Here is a 23,330-nt window from a genome sequence, read left to right as displayed (position 1 = left end):
ACATGGCCACGCTAGCACCTGAGGCCTAGGACAGCGCCCAAGAGGGAGAAACACATCATGACCGTCCTACGCTCCGCCGCCTGTTGCCTCGCCGCATTGGCCGTGACCTCCGCCGCTCAGGCCGCCTCCGGCTACCACGTCATCGATCGCATCGCCGGCCCCGACGGCCGATGGGACTACGTCCGGGTCGATCCCACCAACAATCGCGTGCTGGTGACCCATGGCGGCAACGTCATGGCCATCGACTTGACCACGAAGGCGGTATCCTCTTTCGGCCCGGGCCAGATTTTGCATGACGCCATGCCGGTGAATGGCGGCTCAGAGGTGCTGGTGACCAACGGCGGTACGGCGACGGCGGTCTTCATCAACGCCAAGTCCCTGGCGCCGGTCGCTACGGTCGAGACCGGCAAGGGCCCCGACGCCGCGGCCTTTGACAGCAAGACCGGCCTCGTCCTCGTGATGGATCACGCCGGCGGCCAGGTGACGCTCGTCGATCCCAAGACCCACAAGGCTGTCGGCACGATTGACGTGGGTGGCGACCTGGAAGCCGCCGCGACCGACGGTTCGGGAAAGGCGTTCGTCAACGTCGAGGACAAGAACGAGATCGTCGCGATCGACGTAGCCCAGAAGAAGGTCCTGGCGCGCTACCCGCTGCCCGGTTGCGAGGGCCCCACGGGATTGGCCTATAATGCTGCGGACAAGGTGCTGATCGCCGCCTGCGACGGAGCGACCGTCGTCGTGGACGCGAAGTCCGGCAAGGTCATCCAGACCCTTCCCACCGGCAAGGGAGCCGACGGCATCGCCTTCGACCCAAAGCAGAAGCTGGCTTTCGTACCCGCCGGTCGGGCCGGGACGCTCTCGGTGATCTCCTTCGCCGGCGGCAAGGGAACCATCATCGACACCGTGCCCACCCAGGTGGGAGCGCGGACAATCGCCCTGGATGAGCGCACAGGCCGCCTCTACCTGCCGACTGCAAAATTCGGAGCGCCGGCCACGCCGGGCGGCCGACCGACCCTTGAGCCCGGCTCCTTCCAAGTTCTCGTCGTCGGCAAGTGAGGCCAGCTCGGCTCAGCGCCGCGTGCCTGGCGCTCAGCCTGGCGGCCTGCGCGCACTATGCGCCCGCTCCGCCACACCCCGAGACGTTCCCTCCCGCCCTCGACGCCCGCCGGCTCGACGAAAAGCCCGCGGGCGCGGTCTGGACGGGCGCGGACCTTCTGAGCGCGGCGCTTGCGCATAACCCGCAGATTGCTGAGGCGCGGGCGAAATACCAGACGGCCCTGGCCGCGGTACGAACCGCCAAGGCGGCGCCGGGGCCCAGCCTGACGCTTACCGCCGAGTACGCAAACGAGGTTCCGCATTGGGGCTATACCGGCGCGGGCGCCATTCCCCTGGACCTTGGAGCGCGTCGCAGTACGCGGATTACGACGGCCCAGCTGCAGGCCCTGCAGGCTTTCTACGACTACGGCGAGACGGTCTGGAGCGTTCGGACCAGCCTGGAAAAAGCGCAGATCGACCTCACGTCGGCGACGTCCGAGATCGGCTTGGCGGGCGAGGCCCTGAACCTGCGGCGAGAGCGCGCCGAGCGGCTCGCGCAGCGGGTGGCGGCTGGACAGGATGCGCGCGCGCTGGCGGTCACAGCCCAGGGCGATGTGGTGATGGCCGAACACCGCCTGGCCGCGGCGGTCGGACGCCAGCAGGCTGCGAGCCTCGATCTTGCCAAAGCGCTCGGCGTCAGCGCGCCGGCCCTGCGCGGGCTGTTGCTTGCGTCTGGCCCAGCGGCGGCGACGCCGAGCGACTTCGCCGACTGGCGCCGCGACGCGGCCCTGTCGCGGCGTGACGTGCTGAGGGCCATCGCAGACTATGACCTGGCTGAGAACGCGCTCCGCCTGGAGATCGCCAACCAATATCCCTCGGTGAGCCTCGGCCCCGCCTACAACTATGATCACGGGGTGACCAAGCTGCCGTTCGGCCTGTCGCTGGCGCTGCCACCGTGGGATCTCAATCGTGGCGCCATCGCCCAGGCGGAAGCGGCCCGGGCGGCCGCGGGTCGGTCGCTGGAGCTGGCGCAAGCAAACGCCCTCGCCGAGGTCGACTCGGCCGCGGCCGCGCTTTCGCAAGCCCGCAAGGAGCTTAGCCGCACTCGTGATGGCGACCTGCCAGTCGCCGAACGCGCCGCAGCGGCCGCTGCGCGCTCGGTCGACGCGGGTCAGGCCGATCGGGTGGATGAATTGGCCGCAAGGGGCGCTGTGCTTGACGCAAGACTGAACCTGCTTGACGCCCAGCATACGGCCGCGACCGCCGCGGCGGGCGTCGAGGACGCACTCAGGCGATCCTTCGATCCAGCTGAGACCGCGGCGATCCAGGCAGCGATCACCCAGACGGGAGGGACACCATGACGGCGTTGCGGGCCGGGGTCTTGGCGCTTTTGCTCTCGGCGGGTAGCGCGCTCGCCGCCCCGGCGGATGTGCTGAAGATGGATCAGGCGACCCAGACCCGGATCGGGATCGTCACCACGCCGCTGCAGGCCGCGCGCCGGGCGGCGACGGCGAGCGGCTTCGCTCGTGTGCTCGACCCGGGGCCGTTGGCGCAGTTGGACGCCGACATCAACACCGCGATCGCCGCCCAGGCCGCCTCGCAGGCCGAGGCCGCGCGGACCCGAACGCTCAACGCCGCCGACCAGACCGTCTCGAAACAGGCGGCCGAAGCCGCAGCCGCCCAGGCGCGGTCGGACGCGGCCAAGCTCGTGTTGCTGCGCCGGCGAGTCGGAATGGAATGGGGCCCGGCGCTGGCCAGGCTGTCTGACGCGCGCCGTGGCAGGCTGGTGGCCGACATCGCCGCCGGTCGCGCCGCCCTGGTGCGGATCGACGCGGCTTCCGGCCTGTCGCGGGCCGCCGGGACAGCGACCATCGACCTGGGGGCGGGTCAGGTCGCCCGGGCCACAATCCTCGGCCCGACCCGCACCGGGGATCCCCGACTGCAGTCGACCGGGGTTCTTGCGCTGGTGAGCGGCGCACAGGCCCTGCAACTTGGCGCGGGCACCGTCGCTCCCGCCACCGTCGCCGCCGGCGCAGACGGGCAGGGCGTCCTGATCCCACGCGCGGCGCTGCTGCGCACCGCCGGCCAGACCTTCGCTTACGTCCGCCGCGGCGCCGGCGACTTCGAACGGCGCGCCGTCACCGCCGGACTGAGCGATCCCGAAGGGCTCTTCGTGACGTCTGGTTTCAAGGCCGGCGAACCGGTGGTGACGACGGGCGCGGCCCAACTCTTCGCGGCCCAGACCGCCGCGCCCGGCAAGGCCGACTGAGAATGCTCTCACGGATTGTCGGTTGGACGCTGACCCGGCCCCGGTTGATGGTGGCTGCGGCGATCCTCCTCCTGATCTACGGCGGTATCGTCCTGGGTCGCGCCAAGCTCGACGTGTTCCCCGACTTCGTTCCGGCTCAGGTGGAGGTGCAGACGAATGCGCCGGGCCTGACCGCCGAACAGGTCGAGCAACTCGTCACCCGACCCGTGGAGCAGGCGATCAACGGCTCGGCAGGCGTCGCGGCCCTGCGCTCGGAGTCCATCGCCGGGCTCTCGATCGTGAAGGTGAACTTCACCCAGGGATCAGATCCCTTCCGTGACCGCCAGGTGGTGTCGGAAGCGCTGAACGAGGTGGACAAGATGCCGGCGGGGGTCGCCGCGCCCAAGGTGACGCCGCTGACGTCGTCGACCATGGACCTGCTCAAGGTGGGATTCACCAGCGACCGGCTCAGTCCCATGCAGCTTCGCGACTTGGTCGACTGGACGGTCCGGCCCCGGATCCTTGCCGCCAGCGGCGTGGCGCGGGCGACAGTTTACGGCGGCCAGCAGCGGCGCATCGAAGTCCGGGTGAAGCCTGCGGCGCTGGCCGCTCGCGACCTAAGCCTGGCCGATGTGCTCGCCGCAGCGAAGGCTGCGGTCGGCCTTGCGGGAGGCGGTTACATAGACACGCCGCAACAGCGGATCCTCATCGAGTCGCGAGGCAATGTGCAGAGCGCTGCGGATATCGCGGCGGTGTCCCTGCCGGCCATCGCCGGCGCCGCGCCGGCCAGGATCGGCGACGTCGCCGAAGTCGTCGATGGCCCAGCGCAGCTCAACGGCGACGCGCTGATCATGGGGCGGCCCGGCGTCCTCCTCAGCATTTCCAGCCAGTACGGCGCCAACACCCTGGAGGCGACGCACGCCGTCGAGGCCGCGCTCGCCGAGATGGAACCGGCGTTGAGGGCCCAGGGCGTGACGGTCAACGCCAGCCTGCATCGGCCGGCGAACTTCATCTCCTCGGCCCTGAAGGGCATCGGCGACGACCTAGCGATCGGCTCGGTGCTGATCGCCCTGGTGCTGTTCCTGTTCATGCGCGACCTGCGCACCGCAGCGATCGCCTTCATCTCCATTCCCCTGGCGCTGCTGACGGCGGTCATCGTGCTCGACCTCATGGGCTCGACGCTCAACACCATGACGCTGGGCGGGCTGGCCGTCGCCCTGGGCGTGGTGGTCGACGACGCCGTGATCGGCACGGAGAACATCGTGCGTCGCTTGCGGGGGCGGGCTGCGGGCGTCACGCCGAGCGCGGTCATCCTGGCTGCCTCCGTCGAGGTGCGGGCGCCGGTCATCTACGCGACGCTCATGCTGGCCCTCGTGCTGTTGCCCGTCCTGCTCCTGCACGGCCTGCAAGGGGCCTTCTTCTCGCCCCTGGCCGCCTCGTTCATCATCGCCACGCTGGCTTCCCTGGCAGTCGCGGTGGTGATCACTCCGCCGCTCGCGCTGCTGCTCTTGCAGCGCGCCACCGTGCACGGAGAGCCACCCTTCCTGCGCCATACGAAGGCCTGGCATCATCAGGTCCTGAGGCGGGCGGTCGGCGCGCCGGGCCTGGCGCTCGGCGCGACCGCCGTCGCGCTGGCCGTGACGGTCGCGGGGTTCGTTCTGTTCAATTCCGAGCTCCTCCCCAGCTTTCGCGAAGGCCATTTCGTGCTCGGCGTCTCGGGGCCGCCGGGCACGTCGCTGGGCGTCATGCGAGACTATGGACAGCGGATCAGCAAAGAGCTGATTGCGATCGATGGGATCGGCAGCGTCGAGCAGCAGATAGGGCGGGCCGAAGGCGGCGAGGACACCTGGGGCACCGAGAAGAGCGAATTCCATGTCGAGCTGAAACCGGGGCTTTCGGGGCGCAAGCAGGACGCGATCCAGGACGGCATCCACAAGGTGCTGGACGGCTATCCCGGACTGAAGACCGAAGTCCTTACCTTCCTGGGCGACCGGATCGGGGAGTCTCTCTCCGGCGAGACGGCGGCGCTCGCGGTGGGAATCTACGGCGCCGACCTCGACACTCTCGACAAAGTCGCCGCCGACGTGGCCGCCGTCCTGAGGACTGTGCCTGGAGCGGTAGACGTGCAGATCCAGACGCCGCCTTCGACGCCGGTGGTGCGCGTCGATCTTGATCTCCCCTCGCTCGCCCGGTTCGGGATTTCGCCTTCCGAGGCCCTGGACGCTGTCGGATCGGCCTATCAGGGTGCATCCGCAGCAGAGATATTCAAAGAAAACAGAACACTGTCTGTCGATGTTACGACGCCGCCCGAGCTTCGTCGGGATCCCGAGACGGTCGGCGACCTGCTGATCCGTTCGTCGGGCGGCACGGCGGTGCCGCTTCGCGCCATCGCCAAGGTCTACCTCACGGAGGGCCGCACCCTGGTGACACGCGAGGGCGGCCGGCCACGGCAGGTCGTCACCGCGAACCCCGCGCCGGACGACACGGCGAGGGTCTCCAAAGCCGCCGAAGCTGCGATAGCCGCCAAGGTGAAACTGCCGCCCGGGGTCTATCTCGACTATACCGGAACTGCTCAGGGCGCGGCTGCGGCCCGCCAGGAACTCCTGTTCAACCTCACGCTCGCTGTCGGCGGGGTCGTGGCGCTGCTGTTGCTGGCGTTCAGCAGCGGACGGGCGACGATGCTGATCCTGGGCGCCACGCCCTTCGCCCTGATGGGCGGCGTGATCGCCGTGGCCCTGACCGGGGGCAGCCTGTCCCTGGGCTCACTGGTCGGGTTCGTGACCCTGTTCGGGGTCGCCGCGCGCAATTCGATTCTGTTGGTGGCTCACATCGAGCAGCTAATCGCCGAGGAAGGGCACGACTGGTCGCTCAACACCGTGATGATCGCAACGCAGGAACGGGTGACGCCGATCCTTATGACGGCCCTGGTCACTGGCCTAGGCGTGCTGCCGCTGGCGCTTTCGACCGGTCAGGCGGGACGCGAGATCCAAGGGCCGATGGCGATCGTGATACTGGGCGGCCTGGTCACCTCGACCATCGCCAGCCTCGTGCTTCTGCCGTCGCTGGCCTGGCGCTACGGGCGTGCGCCGGCGCAAGCTTAGTCAGGGGCGCTTGGCCAGTTCCTGCGCCACAACTGGCGCGAGCTTCGCGGCGATCACCTGGACTCCGCGCGCGTTGGGGTGGATCGCGTCACCCTGGTTCATCGCCGGGTTACGTCCGACGCCGGCCAGGAGATCCGGGTAGAGAACGACACCGTGAACCTTGGCCAGGCCCGTGAACACGGCGTCGAAGTCGTGGGCATAGCCGCGGCCGAGTTCCGGAGGGGCGTGCAGGCCGGCGAGCACGACGCCCATATGACGCTGCTTTAGCCGCACGAGGATGCGCTCGAGGTTGGCGCGCGTGGTTCGAGGGTCGATCCCCTGCAGCAGATCGTTGCCGCCCAGCGCCACCACGACGACGGCTGTGTCAGGCTGGACGCTGAAGTCGACGCGGTTCGCACCATCGCCGCTGGTGTCGCCTGAGACGCCCGCGCCGCGCACCACGTTGTGGACGCCGAGCTTCTCGAGCGCGAGGTGCAACTGGGCGGGGAGCGCTGCCTGGGCGGTCAAGCCGAGCCCCGCGGTGATCGAGTCTCCCAGGATGGTCACGACCTGGCCGCGGGCCGCCAATGCCCTCGCGGGCAGGGCGGCAAGGCCCGCGATCAGCACGCCGCGGCGGGAAATCCGGGAGGCTTGGAAGAATCGGGGTCGTGTATCGGCCATGAGCCTGTCCTATTTAAGGGATCGTGTTCTGCGCTCAACGCCCGAAGGCCCGTCATTGACCGAAGTCGCCGCAGATCCCCTCGTCCTGGAAAATGTCGCCCTCACGCTGCCGTCCGCGGCTGGTCCGGTGGAGATCCTTCGGGGCCTCGATGTGCGGGTGGCGAGCGGCGAACGTGTGGCGTTGGTCGGGCCGTCAGGATCGGGCAAGTCCTCGCTGATCGCAGTGGCGGCCGGTCTCGAGCAGCCGACCGGTGGACGCGTTCTGCTGTTCGGGCAGGACCTGGCCGGCGTGGATGAGGACGGCCGTGCGCGGCTTCGCCGCGGGCGGGTGTCGCTGGTCTTCCAGAGCTTCCACCTCCTGCCCAACATGACGGCCGAGGAAAACGTCGCAGCGCCGCTCGAGATCGCTCGTGCGCCCGACGCGACGGAGACGGCCCGGGCCTGGTTGGAGCGGGTCGGCCTGTCCGCCCGCGGCCGGCACTATCCGCACCAGCTCTCCGGCGGAGAGCAGCAGAGGGTGGCTCTCGCCCGCGCGCTCGCCAGCCGACCGGCGCTTCTGTTTGCCGACGAGCCCACCGGCAACCTCGATGCGGCCAACGCCGCTCACGTGTCCGAGCTGATGTTTGACCTGGTCGCCGAGACCGGGGCCGCTCTGGTGCTGGTCACCCATGATGAGGCGCTTGCGCGACGCGCCGATCGGACCGTGCGGCTGCGCGACGGACGTGTGGCGCAAGAGAGCCTGACCCCCGCATGATCCCGCTGGCGCTGCGATTTGCGGGGCGGGAGCTTCGTGGCGGTGTCCGCGGGTTCCGCATTTTCCTGGCCTGCCTGGCTTTGGGCGTCGCCGCCATCGCCGCCGCAGGATCGACGGCGGAAGCTTTTCGTCGCGGCCTTGCCAGCCAGGCCAGCCAGATCCTCGGCGGCGACCTGGCCGTCAGCATCCGCCAGCGGCAGTTCGAGAAGGCTGAGCGCGCCGCCCTGGAGTCCGAGGGCCGCGTGTCCTACGCCGCAATGTCGATGGCCATGGCCGAGGCTCCGAGCGGGGAGCGGCGGCTGATCGAGCTGCGCGGCGTGAGCGACAGCTACCCGCTGGCCGGTCGAGTGACGCTGGCAGGTGGCGGCGCCTTGCAGGATGCTATCGCGCCAAAGGGCGGGATTGCGGGAGCCGTGGTCGAACAGCCCCTGCTCGATCGGCTCCATCTGAAGGTCGGCGACCGGTTCCTGGCAGGCAACCTGCCGCTCGAAGTCCGCGGCGTCCTGATGCAGGAGCCAGATCGGCTGTCGCGAGGCTTCGCCCTGGGCCCGCGGGTGATGACCAATCTGGCTGCGGTGGAACAGGGCGGCTTCATGGCGCCCGGCCTGCCGTTCGGCGAGACGGCTCGCGTGGCGCTGCGGCCCGGCGCCCCCCTTGAGGCCGCCAAGGCGCATCTGCGAACCGAGCTTGGCGCGATCGCGCGCATTCGCGACCGCGAGGACGCCGCGCCAGGCATCCACCGGTTGATCGACCAGCTGGAATATTTCCTGGGTTTCATAGGCCTGGCCTCGCTGGTGGCGGGTGGCCTCGGCGTGTTCGGAGCCGTCAGCGCCTACCTCGAAGTGCGCAAGCCGGTCATCGCCACGCTCAAGGCGCTGGGGGCCGAAGGCCGGTTGGTGCGCGACATCTACCTGCTCCAGATCGGCCTCCTCGCAGGCCTTGGCGTCGCCATCGGCCTGGCGATCGGGGCGGCCGCGCCGCTGGTGCTCGGAGCTCTCGTCAAGAACAGCCTGCCGATCCCGGCGCTCTTCGCCGTCTACCCCGGGCCGCTCCTGAAGGCCGCGGGCTTTGGCCTGCTCTCAGCGGCCGCCTTTTCGCTGGTCCCGCTTGGACGGGCCCGCTCCACGCCGCCAGCCAGCCTGTTCCGCAGCGACCTCTCCGGGAGCGTAAAAGTCGGACCCGAGATCATCGGCGCCGTCCTCGCCGCCGCGGGCCTGGCCGCCATGGCGGTGGTCACCGCGCCCACCAAGCTCGCCGCAGTGATCATGATCGCCGGCGTTGCAGTGTCATTCGGCCTCCTGTGGCTGCTGGGACGGGGGGCGGCATGGGCTGCCGGCGCGGCGCGGGCGGGCTCTCGGGGACCTGTGCGCATAGGGTTGGCCAATCTGGCGGGCCCGCACTCGGCGGCGCGGACCGCATCGCCGGCCATCGGGCTTGGCGTGGCACTGCTTGCAGCCGTCGTGCTGATCCAGTCGGCGTTGCTGAACCAGGTCTCCGAGGTCGCGCCTCGCACGGCGCCGGCGCTGGTGTTCACGGACATCCCGAGCGACCGCGCGGCCCAGTTCGACGCCGCCGTCGCCCACGCTTTCGGGCAGCCTTTGACCCAGAAGACCTATCTGCGCGAACCCTTCGTCACCGGCAGGATCACCCGGGTCCGCGGCGAGCCGGTTGTCGCTGAGCACATCGCGCGCCAGGACCGTTGGGCCTACGACAGCGACATCTCCATGTCCGCCATCGGGGCGAGGCCGGATGATCCCGGCATTCTCGACGGACGGTGGTGGCCGGCCAACTACGCCGGCCCGCCGCTGGTGGCCATGGATGTCGACGTGGCCAAGGGCAAGGACGTAAAGGTCGGCGACGCGGTCACGCTATCTGTGCTGGGCCGTGAGATCGAGGCCCGCGTGGCCGTGCTGCGAAAGGTCGATTTCGGCGGCTTCGGGGCGAGCTTCCCGCTGGTGGTGACGCCGTCGGCCGTCGAGGGTGCGAACCTTCGGCAGGTGGCCATCGCCAAGGCCACGAAGGAGCAGGAAGCTGCTGTGACCCATCAACTCGGCCGCGACTTTCCGACGGTCAACGTGATCTCGGTCCGCGAACAGCTGGAAGCGGCCACCGACCTCTTCGACCGGCTGGCGTTGGCGGTGCGCGGCGCCGCGGGGGTGGCGGCCCTGGCGGGCCTCCTGGTGTTGGCAGGCGCCATCGCCGCGCGCGCACAGGCTCGGACGCGCGAAGCTGCGACGTTGAAGGTGCTGGGCGCCTCGCGTGCGCAGATCCTGAGCTCCTATGTGCTGGAATATGGCGCCGTCGGCGTTATCGCAGGCGCTGCGGGCGTGGTTCTGGGGTACGCGGCCGCCTGGCCTGTGGTGGTCAAGGTGTTCCACGCCAAGTGGAGCATGGATTGGGCGGGTGTGGCGGCCTTGCTGGCCGCGGCAGCCTTGGTCGCAGGCGCAGGAGGCTTGTTGGCGGCCTTCCAGGCGCTCTCAAAGCGGCCGGCGCCGGCCCTGCGAGCGGAGTAGGGGACGGTCGACCTCGCCGCCGTCCGACGACTGGCCCTGGGCCTGCCGGGCGTCGAGGACCGCTCGAGCGAGGCGCGCCTGGCGCTGGAGGTGCGGGGCGGAAGGGGCCTTGTTTGGACCTATCTGAAGCGACAATCGCCGAAGAAGCCCCGCGTGCCGCAGCCCGACGCCGTGGCCGTGCGCTGTGAGCTCACGCGCAAGGAAATGCTGGTGACGGCCGCGCCGGACCGCTTCTTCGACGACGACCACCATCGCGGCTACCCCGCTGTCCTGGTCCGCCTGCCGGCGATCGAGGAGGAAGAGTTCGCAGCGCTGCTGCGCGAAGCTTGGCGGCTCGCGGCGCCCAAGGCGCTATTAGAGGACGCCTCTAGTCGAACCCGCTGAGGTCTGGACCGCGCCCGTTCCATCCGGAGACCGTCTCGAACGCTGCGCCCAGCGCCACGACCGTGGTCTCATCGCGCGGCCGGCCGAGGATCTGTAGTCCGACCGGCATTCCGTCCTTGGTGAGGCCGCAGGGGAGGCTGATGCCAGGCAGATCCAGATAGTTTGCGGCGCGGGTGAGCCGGCTGAGCGGGGAGGCGGTTTCGTCGACCTGATCGATCGGCGGGGCTGGAATCGGGCACGTGGGGGTGAGCAGTCCGTCGTAGCCGCCCAGCCATCCGTGGAACTGCGCCTGGTCCTCGGCGCGCTGGGCGTGGACCTGGGCGAGGCGCTCATCGGTGATTTCGCGGCCGACCTCAAAACGGCGGACGATCCATGGGTCCATGAGCTTTCCGTGGGTTTCGATCCGGTCACGCCAGATCCGCCAGCCCTCGCCGGCCATCAGCACGCCGTTGGGCGCGAAGCTGTCCTCGAGGGCCTTGGGGGGGCGGACCATCTGAACGGTAACGCCCGTCTTGCGCAGCCGGTCGAGAGCCGCGAGATAGAGACGCCCGACCTCGACGTCGATCTCGCCCAGGTGCTCCAGCGGAATGGCCGCCAGCCGCCGGCCGGTCACCTCCGTCGCCAAGGCCACGTCCGCGTCGAACGGCCCGCGCGTCGCTGCGGCGTCGTCGGGACCGGAGATTACGGCGAGCATCCGGGCCGCCGTCGTCACGTCGCGGGCAAGCGCGCCAACGGTGTCCAGGGCCGGCGCAAGCGGATGGACGCCTCTCAGGCTGACCAGGCCACGGCCGGGCTTCAGGCCGACGACGCCGCATACCGCAGACGGGATTCGCACTGAGCCGCCGGTGTCGCTGCCCAAAGCCGCGTCGACCAGCCCCGCCGCGACCGCCACCGCCGAGCCGGACGAGGAGCCGCCCGGCGCACGATGTTCAGACGCGTCCCAGGGGTTCCAGGGAGCGCCGACGGCCCGATTGGTGCCCCAGCCGCCATAGGCCAGCTCCACGGTGTGGGTCTTGCCTACCGCGCGCCAGCCGGCATCGAGCAACTTGCGGACCACAAGGGCGTGGGCCGGCGGGTGTTCGGCCAGGGGGACTTGGGCGCCGCCACCGGTTGGCACGCCCTCCACGTCGAACAGATCCTTGATCGCGAACACCGGCCCGTCGCCCTTGCCGAGTGGAGAATCGAATACACGGACAAAGGCCTTCAGGCGGCCGTCATAGCGGCGGATCCGGGTGAGAGCCTCGTCGGGGGACATCAAGCTTCCTCTCAGCTTTGAGGACTATCGCTGGTCCAACGCCAGGAAACCAGATGACGTGCGCAGCTTGCTGTGGCTTTCCTCCGGATATGGCGACCGCTCTTCCCGACCAGTTGCGAACCACCGTCCGGTTCCTGGGCCGGGTGCTGGGCGATGTGATCCGCGCCGAGGACGGCGAGGCGGTGTTCAGCCAGATCGAGGAAATCCGCCAGGCCTCGGTCGCTTTCCACCGCGAGGGGACGCCAAAAGCCGCCAAGCTCATGGCCGAGCGGCTGGAGGGGCTGAGCCTGCCCGACACCGTGCGGTTCGCCCATTCCTTCGCCTGCTTCCTGCAGATCACCAACATCGCCGAGGACCAGATCCAACGGCAACGCGGGCGGGGCGGCGACAGCCGCCCGGACACGCTGGCTGGGGCAGTCCGCGCTCTGAAGGCTGAAGGCGTCAGCCAGGACGCTGTGGTCGAGCTTCTGCGGCACGCCCTGATCTCGCCCGTGATCACCGCTCACCCAAGCGAAGTGCGCCGCAAGAGCGTGCTCGACCGCGTGGGCGCCATCGCCGACGACCTCGACACTTACGATCACGCCCGCACCGAGGCCGAGCGCGCCGCCATCGAGCGCGAACTGATGCGCCAGGTGTCCATCTTTTGGCGTACGCGACTGTTGCGCTCGGTGAAGCTCGGCGTTGGCGACGAGATCGAGAATGCGGTTTCCTATTTCGAACGCAGCTTCCTGCCCGAGCTGCCGAGTCTCTATGCGCACTGGCTGGAGGTGCTGGGCGAGCCGCAGGAGCTGACCAGCTTCCTGCGCGTCGGCTCCTGGGTGGGCGGCGACCGGGACGGCAACCCGTTCGTCACAGCCGAGGTCCTGCGCCAGGCGATGAGGCGGCAATCGCGAGCGGCGCTGCGGATCTACCTGGAGGATATCCACGCGCTGGGCGCCGAGTTTTCAATGTCGGCCAGGCTGGCGTCTGTCACTCCACAGCTGCAGGCGCTCGCCGACGCGGCCCACGACGCCTCACCGCACCGGGCAGACGAGCCTTACCGCCAGGCGCTGACCGGGGTCTACGCGCGCCTGGCCGCCAGCTACGTGCGGCTCATCGGGGAGCCTTCGCCGCGCCCGCCGGCCGCCGACGCCGAGCCCTACGATAGTCCCGACGCGCTCAAGGCGGACCTGGAGACGGTGCTGGCCAGCGTCCTGGCAAAGCACGGCCCCACATTCCGGCGCGGTCCCCTGCCGGACCTCATCCGCGCGGTTGACACTTTCGGGTTCCATCTGGCTCGCCTCGACCTGCGCCAGAACTCGGCCGTTCACGCCCGCACAGCCGCGGAGCTGCTGAGGGTGGCCGGCGTCTGCGCTGACTACGAGGCGCTCGACGAGGCGCAACGCTGTGACCTCCTGATCGGTGAGCTGAGCCACGGCCGGCTGCTGCATTCGCCTTTCGCCACCTACAGCGAGGAGACCCAGCGCGAGTATGGCGTGCTGACCGCAGCGGCCGAGGTGAAACGGCTCTACGGACGTGACGCGATCCGCGCCTACATCGTTTCGAACACGACCTCGGTCTCGGACCTGCTGGAGGTCTATCTGCTGCTGAAGGAGGTGGGCCTCTACGCTCCGGGCGATCCGCCTCGCGCACCCCCGACCACCCAGGTCTTCGCCGAGCCGCTGTTCGAGACGATCAGCGACCTGCGCGCCGCGCCGGAGACGCTCAAGGCCTATCTGGCCCTACCGCTGATCCGCAAGCTGGCTGAGCCGATCGGCCTGCAGGAGGTGATGATCGGTTACTCGGACTCGAACAAGGACGGCAGCTACCTGACCTCGACCTGGGAGCTTTACCAGGCCTCCCGGGCCCTGGGCCGTGTCGCCCGCGACGAGGGCCTTCGGCTGCAGCTGTTCCACGGTCGAGGGGGCGCTGTCGGCCGCGGCGGCGGCTCGAGCTTCGAAGCGATCCTCGCCCAGCCCGGCGGCACCGTGAATGGGCGTATCCGGATAACCGAGCAGGGCGAGGTGGTCGCCAACAAGTACGCCGATCCTGAACTTGCCCGGCAGAGCCTCGAAACCCTGACCGCGGGCGTGGTGCTTGCTTCCTTCCGCGGCGAGGCCGACTCCGGCGTCACCGAGCCCCACGCCAAGGCGATGGAGGCCCTATCCAGGGGCTCGATGGCCGCTTACCGCGCGCTGGTGCACGACACCCCAGGTTTCGTCGACTACTTCTACGCCGCCACGCCGATCAGTGAGATCGCTGACCTGAACATCGGCAGCCGTCCGACCTCGCGCCAGGCGAGCCGCAGCATCGCGGGGCTTCGCGCCATCCCCTGGGTGTTCTCCTGGTCGCAGTCGCGCGCGTTGCTGCCCGGCTGGTTTGGCTTCGGTTCGGCTGTGCGTGACGCCGGCGTCGCCATCGAGGAACTCGCTGAGCTCTACCAGAGCTGGCCGTTCTTCTCCTCGGCCCTGGCCAATATGGAGATGGTGCTGGCGAAGGGTGACATGGCTATCGCCGGACGCTACGCGGGGCTGGTCGAGGACCGAGAGCTGGCTGACAATGTCTTTGGCCAGATCAGGGCCGAATGGGAGCGGACCAACGAGGCCCTGCTCAGGATCACCGGCCAGGCGGCGTTGCTTGAGAAGAACCCCGACCTTGCCGCCGCCATCCGCTCGCGCCTGCCCTACATCGATCCGCTCAACCACCTGCAGATCGAATTGATCCGCCGCCGGCGCCGGGGAGACGAGGACGAGGCGGTGAAGGAAGGCATCCACTTGACGATCAACGGGATCGCCGCCGGTCTTCGGAACACCGGCTAGCGGCTGGCCGCGCCGAAGGGTTTGACGGGCGCACAGCTTTCCATGAAGTCGAACCGTCCGACGATGTGGGGAGCGACTCGATGCGCATTTGGCCTCTGGCCTGCCTGACCCTGGCGATGGGGGCGGCGGCTCCCTCGCTCGCACAGCCGGCCTCGGTCACTTCGGCGGCCAACCAGAGCGAGTCCGACGCACGCTTCCAGGCGATCTACAAACGTGAATGGGCCTGGCGGGAGAACGAGTTCCCGGGGAAGGACCGCGGCGATGCTCCGATCGCTGATCGATTGCCGAAGGTCGATGCTGAGAGTCAGACCCGCAGGCTGGCCTACTGGCGCGATGTGCGCCGGCAACTCGATGGGATCGCCGAGAGTAGCCTCTCGCCCGAAGAGGCGGTCAATTACGAGGTCTATCGCGACCAGATCGACACCCTGATCAATCAGCAGAAATTCCGGGAATACGAAAAGCCGTTCAACTCCGACTCCTCCTTCTGGTCGGCCCTGGGCTTTACGGCCTCGCGGACATTCCACACGGCGCAGGATTACCGCAACTACGTCGCCCAACTGAACGACATCCCGCGCTACTTCGGCGAGGAAGTCGCCAACATGCGCGCAGGCGAGGCGCGCGGCTTTACGCCCCCGAAGGTGACGCTGGCCGGGCGTGACGTCTCGGTCTCCGCCGTCGCCGAGGCCAAGGACGCCGAGAGCACCAACCTCTGGAAGCCGTTCAAGGCGATGCCGGCTTCGGTGTCGCCCGCCGAACAGGCTGCGCTGAAAGCCCAAGCCAAGGCCGCGATCGAGACCCGGGTGAAGCCGGCCTACGGCGAACTCCTCACCTATCTGCGGACCGACTACATCGCGCACGCCGCCACTAGCCTGGCGGCCGAGGACCTGCCGGACGGAAAGGCTTACTACCGCGCGCAGATCCGTGAGTTCACAACGCTGGACATGGATCCCGAGCAGATCCATCAGCTCGGTCTCGCCGAGGTCGCCAAGATCCATGCGCAGATGCTCGACGTGATGCGCGAGACCGGCTTCAAAGGCGATTTCCCAGCCTTCCTGGCATACCTGCGCAACGATCCGCGCTTCTATGTCAAAGACCCGCAGGAACTCCTCAACCGCGCCGCATGGATCGCCAAGCGCGTCGATGGCAAGCTGTCGGCCTATTTCGGCTGGCTGCCGCGCAGCCGCTTCGGCATCGAGCCGGTCGCGCCCGACATCGCGCCCTTCTACACCAGCGCTCGTGGAGGGACGTCGACCTACCTTCTGAACACCTACGACCTGCCGTCGCGGCCGCTGTACAATCTTACGGCCCTGACGCTGCATGAGTCCGCCCCCGGCCACTCGCTGCAGGGCGGCCTGGCGGAGGAGCAGGCGGGCCTGCCCGACTTCCGCCGGGAGGTCTACATTTCCGCCTACGGGGAGGGCTGGGCGCTCTATTGCGAGCGACTGGGCGTGGAGATGGGGATGTATGACACGCCCTATGACCGCTTTGGCATGCTGACCTTCCAGATGTGGCGCGCGGCGCGGCTGGTGGTCGACACCGGCGTCCACCACAAGGGTTGGACCCGCGCCCAAGCGATCGCCTACCTTCACGACAACACCGCGCTCGCCGACCACGACATCCAGATCGAGGTCGATCGCTACATCTCCTGGCCCGGTCAGGCGCTGAGCTACTATCTGGGCGAGATGGCGATCATCGATACACGGGCCAAGGCCGAGGCGGCGCTGGGCCCGAAGTTCGACATCCGCGCATTCCACGACACGGTGCTGTCGATGGGCGCGGTGCCGTTGCCGGTGCTGCGCGCCCGCATCGACCGGTTCATTGCAGAGGGGGGCCGCGATCCCATGCCGGTGACCTGGCAGAAACCGCAAGGGTAGGGGCTCAGATGGCTAACCTCTACGACCTCCTGGCTGAAGGCTTTCCGGCCGACCGATCCAAGCCGGCCTTCCTGCTGAGCGACGGCTCGCAGGTGAGCTACGCCGCCTTGGAGGCGGGCGCAGCCCAGGTCGCCGGCCAGATCATCGTTCAGGGCGTCGAACCCGGCGACCGGGTCGCGCTGCAGGCGGAGAAGTCCGTCGAAGGCGTTATGATCTATCTGGGGGTCCTGAAGGCCGGGGCGGTCTTCTTGCCTCTGAACGCGGCCTATACCGCCGCGGAAGTCGACTATTTCGTCGGGGACGCCGAACCCAAGCTCTTTCTCAAGGACGCACCGGCGTTCCTTGCGCAGGCCCAGGCAGCCGAGCCTCTGGCCGCCGCTGTCCCGCGCGCCGAGGAAGACCTCGCCTCGCTGATCTACACCAGCGGTACGACGGGCCGTTCCAAGGGGGCGATGCTGAGCCACGGCAATCTCGCCGCCAACGCCCTGGCGCTTCACGAGGCCTGGGGATTCACACCTGACGACGTGCTGTTGCACGCCCTGCCGATCTTCCACGTGCACGGCCTCTTCGTGGCTCTGCACAGTGCGTTTCTGTCGGGCGCGCCGATGGTCTGGCTTGCGAAGTTCGACGACGCCCAGGTGATCAGCGGGCTGGCCCACTCCACCGTCATGATGGGTGTGCCGACCTTCTACACGCGCTTGCTGGCCAACCCTGATTTCACCAAGGCGCGTGCGCAGCACATGCGGCTCTTCATCTGCGGCTCCGCGCCTCTGCTGGAATCCACGTTCGCCGAATTCGAGGCGCGGACCGGCATGCGGATCCTCGAGCGCTATGGGATGAGCGAGGCGGTGATCATCACCTCGAACCCGCTGGCCGGCGAACGTGTGCCAGGAAGCGTCGGCTATCCGTTGCCGGGCGTAGACCTGCGGATCGCCGGTGGAGAGGAGACCGGCGTCATCCAAATTCGGGGTCCAAGCGTCTTTTCCGCCTACTGGCGCATGCCGCAGAAGACCGCCGAGGAATTCACCGCCGACGGCTATTTCATCACCGGCGACGTCGGCCGGCGCGACCCCGACGGGCGTGTCTGGATATCCGGGCGGGCCAAGGACCTGATCATCTCCGGGGGCTACAACGTCTATCCCAAGGAGATCGAATTGCTGCTCGACGAGCTGGCCGGCGTGACGGAGAGCGCCGTGGTGGGCGTACCACACCCGGACTTCGGCGAGGGCGTGGTGGCCGTGGTGATCGGGGCCGGCGACGAAGCTGCGATGATCGCCGAGTGCCGCTGCAGACTCGCGCCCTACAAGGCGCCCAAGCGGATCGTCTTCGTCGACGAACTGCCGCGCAACGCCATGGGCAAGGTGCAGAAGAACCTGCTACGCGACCGCTACGCCGGGCTCTTCGCAGCGGGCGGATGAGCATGGGAGGGACATCATGGATCTGCATCTGAAGGGAAAGACTGCGGTGGTGACCGGCGCCACGCGCGGCATTGGCCTGGCCATCGCCGAGACCTTCGCCGAGGAGGGCGCCAATGTCGCCATCTGCGCCCGCAATGCCGACCAGGTCGCCGAAACCGTGAAGGCGCTGGAGGCCAAAGGCGTGAAAGCCTGGGGCCAGGTCGTCGACATCGCCGAAGGCGGCGCCCTCAAGGCCTTCGTCGAAGGCGCGGCCGAGGCGCTGGGCGGCATCGACGTCCTGGTGTCGAACGCCAGCGCGCTCGTCCAGGGCAATTCGGAAGAAGCCTGGAAGGCCATGTACGACATCGACATGATGGGCGCTGTCCGCAGCTTCGAGGCGGCTCGGCCGTTCATGGAAGCAGCCGCCCAGAGGTCCGGCGATGCTGCCTTCATCATCACGTCCTCGGTGTCCTCCGTCGAGACCGACAGCCCCAACTCCTATGGGGCGATAAAGGCCGCGCTGATCCACTACGCCAAGGGTGTGGCCCGTGAGAACGCGCCCAAGAAGATCCGCTGCAACGTCGTTTCGCCGGGCACGGTGTTCTTTGAGGGCGGGGTGTGGGCCAATGTGAAGGCCGGCATGCCCGGCTTCTTCGAGCAGACGATCAAGCGCAATCCGACTGGTCGCATGGCCACGCCGCAGGAAGTGGCGGCGGCCACAGTGTTCCTGGCCTCGCCGCGCTCGGCCTTCACGACCGGCATCAACATGCTCGTCGACGGCGCCATCTCACGTCGCGCGAATTTCTAGATGTAAGTCGCTGAAAACGGAGGCAATGTCATGGCGGCGCTTACTGGCTTGAGGGTCCTGGACTGCACCCACGTCATCGCCGGCGCCTATTGCTCCATGGTGCTCGCCGACCTGGGCGCCGATGTCGTCAAGATCGAGCCGCCAGCCGGGGAGACCACCCGCGGTCACCCCGGCGCGGCCTTCCGCGCCTTCGACTTCGTCAACCGCAACAAGCGGGCAATCGCGCTTGACCTCAGCACAGAGCGGGGCGCTGCGACGCTGCGCAAGCTGGCGGAGACGGCTGACGTTTTCGTGGAGAACTACCGGCCGGGATCACTGGAGCGCATGGGGCTGGGCTATGAGCAGCTTTCGGCGCTGAACCCGCGGCTGATCTACTGCTCGGTGTCCGGTTTCGGCCTCGACGGCCCCTATCGCGACCGGGGCGGCTTCGACCTGATCGCCCAGGCCATGAGCGGCATCATGAGCTTCACCGGCGAAGACGGGAGCGACATCCCCTGCGCCGCAGGCGTGCCGTTGTCGGACCTCAACGCCGGCGTGTTCGGCGCGGTGGGCGTGCTGGCCGCTCTGCAAAATCGGCATGCCACCGGCAAGGGTCAGCATGTTGAGACCTCGCTTCTGGAGTCTGCGCTGGCCTACACGATCTGGGAGAGTGGCCTCTTCCTGACCACGGGCGAGGTCGCGACCCGCAAGGGGACCCGACATCGGCTGGCCGCGCCCTACGAGGCGCTGAAGACAGCCGATGGGCACATGGTGGTCGGCGTCAACAACCAGCGCCTCTGGGGGCGGTTCTGCGAGGCGCTGGGCCAACCCGGCCTTGCCGAGGAGGACGGCTTCGATCGTCCCAATCGCCGGGTGAAGAACCGCGACGCCCTGCAGGCGCGGATCGAAAGCGTCCTTGCCGGCGACACCACCGCCAACTGGATGGCGAAGCTTGAGGCCAAGGGCGTGCCCGCCGGGCCGCTCAACACGATCGCCCAAGCTTGGGGCGATCCGCAGATCAAGGCGCGCGGCCTCCTCGCCGAGGTCGCCGGACGTCGTTTTGTGCGAACGCCGATCAAGCTGCACGACACGCCGGTCGAGCTGCGGCGTGGCCCGGCCGAGGTCGGCGAGCACACCCGCCAGGTGCTGGCCGAGGCTGGTTTCGCCGATGCCGAGATCGAGGCGCTGATCGCCGAGGGCGCAGCGGCCTGCGAACGCAAACCGGAGAGCGCGGAATGAGCGGGCAGGTCCACGTCGAGCCGATCAGCGAAGCGGTCGTGCTTCTGGAGATCGACAATCCGCCGATGAACCCCCTAGGCGTCGAAATGCGCCGGACGTTCATGGACGTGCTCGATCGCGTGGAAGCTGACGAGGGCCTGCGCTGCCTCATTCTGACCGGCCGCGGACGGGCGTTCTGCTCGGGCGACGACCTGAAGAATGCATCGCCGCAAAGCGATGACCTGGCCGGATTCGGAAAATTGCTCGACAGGTTGGAGGCGACCCGCGTGCCGGTGGTCGCCGCAGTCAACGGCTGGTGCGTCGGCGGCGGATTCGAGTTGGCGCTCTGCTGCGATATCCGCCTCGCCTCGAGCGAAGCCAAGTTCGTCTGCGCCGGCGTCAACGTCGGTCTGATGGCCTCTACGTACCGCCTGCCTCGGCTCATCGGAGTGAGCCGCGCCAAGGCCATGTTGCTCACCGGCCTGCCACACGACGCCGAAACCGCCGAACGCTTTGGCCTGGTCACCGGCCTACATGCGCCGGACCGCCTGCGTGAGGCCGCGATCACCCTGGCCGAACGCATCGCCAGCCGCGCGCCGCTCTCGGTGGAGGCCACCAAGCGCATGGCCACCCGCGCCCCTGATCTCTCGCCTGAGGAAGCTGCGGCCATGCAAGGCCCGGAGTTGCGGATCTTGCGCCGCTCCGACGACCATAAGGCGGCGCTGGCGGCGTTCCGCGAGCGGCGCGAACCGACTTTCACGCGAAGCTAGGACCCTGCCTTTGCGATACGTCCGCATGCCGATCGAGGTGGAGTCGCCGGAGGAGTACGGCTACGCGCGCATCCGCTACAACCTCTCGGAAAGCTCGGTCGCCGACCAGAAGCTCTCTGACCTGGGCCTCACCATCCCAGACCTGCCGCTGTTATACGGGGAGCACCGTGGCCGAGAGCGGCTGCGCGAGCTGATCGCGGCCGACGGTGAGGGTCTGAGCGCTGGTGACGTGCTGGTCACCACGGGGGCGGCCGGTGCGCTCTTCATCGTGGCGACCGCGCTGCTCGGGAAGGACGACCATCTTGTCGTGATGCGGCCGAACTACTCGACCAACCTGGAGACGCCGCGGGCCATCGGCTGCCAGGTGACCCACATCGATCTCTCTTTCGAGGAGGGGTTCGGCCTGGATATCGATCGCCTCGCTGCGGCCCTTACACCGCGCACCAAGATCATCAGCGTCACCTGTCCGCACAATCCGACCGGATTGATGATGAGCGAGACGGAACTTCGCCGGCTTGTGGAGCTGGCGGCCCGGCACGATTGCCGGCTGCTGGTCGACGAGACCTACCGCGATCTCTCCTACGTGGGTCGGCTGCCGCCGGCCGCGGCGCTGGGTGACCACGTCATCAGCGTCTCGTCGCTCTCCAAGGCCTACGGCGTACCGGGCATCCGGATCGGTTGGCTGATCACGCGCGACCCGGCCTTGCAGGAGGTGTTCCTGGCGGCCAGCGAGCAGATCAGCATCTGTGGCAGCGTGATGGACGAGTGGGTTGCCGAACAGGTGATGGAGCGCCGCACAGAGATCCTAACGCCACGATTGGTCGAGATGCGGCGCAGGCTGGCGATGGTCGACGAATGGATGGCTGGCGAAGACCGCCTTGAATGGGTCCGGCCAAGCGGCGGGGTCGTCTGCTTCCCGCGAATGAGGGCAGAGCCCGCGGGCGGCACGCGGGCCTTCTATCGACGCCTGTTGGAAGAGCACGGGGCCTATGTGGGGCCCGGTCACTGGTTCGAGATGCCAGACACCTGCTTCAGGGTCGGATACGGTTGGCCGACTTCGGAGGATCTTGCAGCCGGTCTCCTCGCCGTTTCCGCGGCCCTGGGCGGCTAGCCCACACCATGAGCCTGATCGACGCCCGCCAATCTCAGATGTTTCCGGTGCTCGACGCCGCCCAGATCGAGACTGCGGGGCGCTTTGCAAGTGGCCCTGCACGGACGTTTGCGCCGGGTGAGCTCGTGTACGATGTCGGTGAGCGCAACGTGCCCGCATGGCTGCTGCTCGACGGCGGAATCGAACTGACCCGCCATGACGGCCTTGGCCATCAGGAGGCGATTGGCGTCGAGACCGCAGGCCAGTTCACCGGCGAGGTCAATCAGCTCGCGGGCCGGGGCACCCTGGCGACGGCGCGGGCAGGGCCGCAGGGCGCGACGGCGTTGCCCTTTGACGCCGCTCACTTGCGCGCGCTTTTGATCGGTACGGCGGAGCTCGGCGAGATCGTCATGCGCGCTCTGATCCTGCGGCGCATGGGCCTCTTGGAGTCCTCGTCGGTGGGATCGATCCTGGTTGGGGCGCCGGATCATCCCGATGTCGTCCGGCTACAGGGCTTTCTGTCGCGCAACGCTTACCCGCACACGGTGCTGGCGGCCCTGGGAGATGGTGAGGGGCACGCCCTTGTCGAACGAATGGGTGTGCGGCCAGACGAGCTGCCGCTGATGGTCTGCCCGAACGGGTCCGTGCTGCGACGGCCCACCAACGCCGAAGCGGCGGCCTGCCTTGGCCTTATCATCCCGCTCGACCCGGAAAAACTCTATGACGTGGCCGTGGTGGGTGCGGGGCCGGCAGGCCTCGCCACCGCCGTTTACGCGGCCTCGGAGGGCCTGTCGGTGCTTGTTCTCGACCAGCGGGCCATGGGCGGTCAGGCGGGCGCCTCGGCGCGGATCGAGAATTACCTGGGCTTCCCGACCGGTATCTCCGGCCAGGCGCTCGCGGGACGGGCCTGGAACCAGGCCCTGAAATTCGGCGCGGAGATCGCCGTGCCGCTTGAGGTCGCAAGGCTGGACTGCGCGCCGGCCCCCGGCGAGCCGCTGCGGCTGGAGCTGACTGATGGTTCGACAGCGCGCGCCCGAACCGTCGTGGTCGCATCCGGCGCCCGGTACCGGCGTCCGGACATTCCCGACATCGCGACGTTTGAGGGGGCTGGGGTCTCCTACTGGGCTTCCGCCGTCGAGGCGAAGCTCTGCGAGGGCGAAGAGGTGGCCCTTGTGGGCGGCGGAAATTCTGCGGGCCAGGCGGTGGTCTACCTGGCGCCGAGGGTCAAGCGGTTGCACCTGGTGGTGCGTGGGCAGGGCCTTGAAGCGACCATGTCGCGCTACTTGATCGATCGGATCAAGGCCTTGCCAAACGTCGAGTTGCACACCCATACCGAGATCGTCGGGATCGGCGGCGAACGTTCAAAGGGCGTCTCATCGATCACGTGCCGCAACCGCCAGACGGGCGAAACCAAGACCCGGGCGCTGCGCCACCTCTTCCTGTTCA

Annotated in this window: 17 protein-coding genes; 15 read left to right on the top strand and 2 right to left on the bottom strand. The window is 68.4% G+C overall.

What is annotated here, in order from left to right; translation table 11 throughout:
- Positions 1-57: 57 nt before the first annotated feature.
- From VGI62_RS14855 to VGI62_RS14840, 4 genes are read left to right on the top strand one after another with little or no spacing between them, the layout of a single operon-like run.
- Positions 58-1,056: a YncE family protein gene (locus VGI62_RS14855; RefSeq protein ID WP_331505291.1), complete on the top strand. Its 999-nt coding sequence runs from the start codon at positions 58-60 to the stop codon at positions 1,054-1,056.
- The gene (locus VGI62_RS14850) at positions 1,053-2,396 is read left to right on the top strand and encodes a TolC family protein (RefSeq protein ID WP_331505290.1); all 1,344 of its coding nucleotides are present in this window, start codon (positions 1,053-1,055) and stop codon (positions 2,394-2,396) included. Before VGI62_RS14855 ends, VGI62_RS14850 begins: the two co-directional genes overlap by 4 nt.
- Positions 2,393-3,304 carry a hypothetical protein gene (locus VGI62_RS14845; RefSeq protein ID WP_331505289.1) on the top strand — a complete coding sequence of 304 codons (912 nt, stop codon included), beginning with the start codon at positions 2,393-2,395 and terminating at the stop codon, positions 3,302-3,304. Before VGI62_RS14850 ends, VGI62_RS14845 begins: the two co-directional genes overlap by 4 nt.
- Positions 3,305-3,306: 2 nt before the next feature.
- Entirely contained in the window at positions 3,307-6,384 is a 3,078-nt protein-coding gene (locus VGI62_RS14840) for an efflux RND transporter permease subunit (protein WP_331505288.1), read from the top strand.
- On the opposite strand, the gene VGI62_RS14835 is transcribed toward VGI62_RS14840, so the two are convergent.
- The gene (locus tag VGI62_RS14835) at positions 6,385-7,044 is read right to left on the bottom strand and encodes an arylesterase (RefSeq protein ID WP_331505287.1); all 660 of its coding nucleotides are present in this window, start codon (positions 7,042-7,044) and stop codon (positions 6,385-6,387) included. It lies immediately after the preceding gene.
- 55 nt (positions 7,045-7,099) lie between these two features.
- On the opposite strand from VGI62_RS14835, the gene VGI62_RS14830 reads away from it, so the two are divergent.
- The 3 genes from VGI62_RS14830 to VGI62_RS14820 are packed head-to-tail and all read left to right on the top strand — an operon-like array spanning position 7,100 to position 10,695.
- Positions 7,100-7,798, top strand: a complete 699-nt coding sequence (locus VGI62_RS14830) for an ABC transporter ATP-binding protein (RefSeq protein WP_331505286.1) — start codon at positions 7,100-7,102, stop codon at positions 7,796-7,798.
- Positions 7,795-10,311, top strand: coding sequence for an ABC transporter permease (locus tag VGI62_RS14825; RefSeq protein WP_331505285.1), 2,517 nt, complete (start codon positions 7,795-7,797; stop codon positions 10,309-10,311). The genes VGI62_RS14830 and VGI62_RS14825 overlap by 4 nt, the downstream gene beginning before the upstream one ends.
- A 30-nt stretch (positions 10,312-10,341) precedes the next feature.
- Complete coding sequence (locus tag VGI62_RS14820) at positions 10,342-10,695, top strand: MmcQ/YjbR family DNA-binding protein (protein ID WP_331505328.1); 354 nt, start codon at positions 10,342-10,344, stop codon at positions 10,693-10,695.
- On the opposite strand, the gene VGI62_RS14815 is transcribed toward VGI62_RS14820, so the two are convergent.
- The gene (locus VGI62_RS14815) at positions 10,679-11,950 is read right to left on the bottom strand and encodes an amidase (protein ID WP_331505284.1); all 1,272 of its coding nucleotides are present in this window, start codon (positions 11,948-11,950) and stop codon (positions 10,679-10,681) included. The two genes, VGI62_RS14820 and VGI62_RS14815, sit on opposite strands and share 17 nt — an antisense overlap.
- 89 nt (positions 11,951-12,039) lie before the next feature.
- Between VGI62_RS14815 and ppc the strand changes: the two genes are divergently transcribed.
- The 8 genes from ppc to VGI62_RS14775 all read left to right on the top strand — a co-directional run.
- The gene (gene ppc / locus VGI62_RS14810; protein ID WP_331505283.1) at positions 12,040-14,748 is read left to right on the top strand and encodes a phosphoenolpyruvate carboxylase; all 2,709 of its coding nucleotides are present in this window, start codon (positions 12,040-12,042) and stop codon (positions 14,746-14,748) included.
- Between the two features lie 80 nt (positions 14,749-14,828).
- Positions 14,829-16,622, top strand: coding sequence for a DUF885 domain-containing protein (locus VGI62_RS14805; RefSeq protein ID WP_331505282.1), 1,794 nt, complete (start codon positions 14,829-14,831; stop codon positions 16,620-16,622).
- An 8-nt stretch (positions 16,623-16,630) separates the two neighbouring features.
- Positions 16,631-18,040 carry an AMP-binding protein gene (locus tag VGI62_RS14800; protein WP_331505280.1) on the top strand — a complete coding sequence of 470 codons (1,410 nt, stop codon included), beginning with the start codon at positions 16,631-16,633 and terminating at the stop codon, positions 18,038-18,040.
- 16 nt (positions 18,041-18,056) lie between these two features.
- Positions 18,057-18,827 (top strand): SDR family NAD(P)-dependent oxidoreductase, encoded by a 771-nt coding sequence (locus VGI62_RS14795; protein WP_331505279.1) that lies wholly within the window; start codon positions 18,057-18,059, stop codon positions 18,825-18,827.
- A 30-nt stretch (positions 18,828-18,857) separates the two neighbouring features.
- Positions 18,858-20,045, top strand: coding sequence for a CoA transferase (locus VGI62_RS14790; RefSeq protein WP_331505278.1), 1,188 nt, complete (start codon positions 18,858-18,860; stop codon positions 20,043-20,045).
- Positions 20,042-20,794 carry an enoyl-CoA hydratase/isomerase family protein gene (locus VGI62_RS14785; protein WP_331505277.1) on the top strand — a complete coding sequence of 251 codons (753 nt, stop codon included), beginning with the start codon at positions 20,042-20,044 and terminating at the stop codon, positions 20,792-20,794. The genes VGI62_RS14790 and VGI62_RS14785 overlap by 4 nt, the downstream gene beginning before the upstream one ends.
- A 10-nt stretch (positions 20,795-20,804) precedes the next feature.
- A complete protein-coding gene (locus VGI62_RS14780) occupies positions 20,805-21,905 on the top strand; it encodes an aminotransferase class I/II-fold pyridoxal phosphate-dependent enzyme (protein ID WP_331505276.1) in 1,101 nt (366 codons plus the stop codon).
- Positions 21,906-21,913: 8 nt separating this feature from the next.
- Positions 21,914-23,330: FAD-dependent oxidoreductase (locus tag VGI62_RS14775; RefSeq protein ID WP_331505274.1), on the top strand; the 1,417-nt coding region annotated here is incomplete at its 3' end.

It is taken from the genome of Phenylobacterium sp. (assembly GCF_036495085.1).
Taxonomy (GTDB): Bacteria; Pseudomonadota; Alphaproteobacteria; order Caulobacterales; family Caulobacteraceae; genus Phenylobacterium.
The sequence above is the reverse complement of the archived record's forward strand: the minus strand, read 5'-3'. Positions and strand labels throughout refer to the sequence as shown.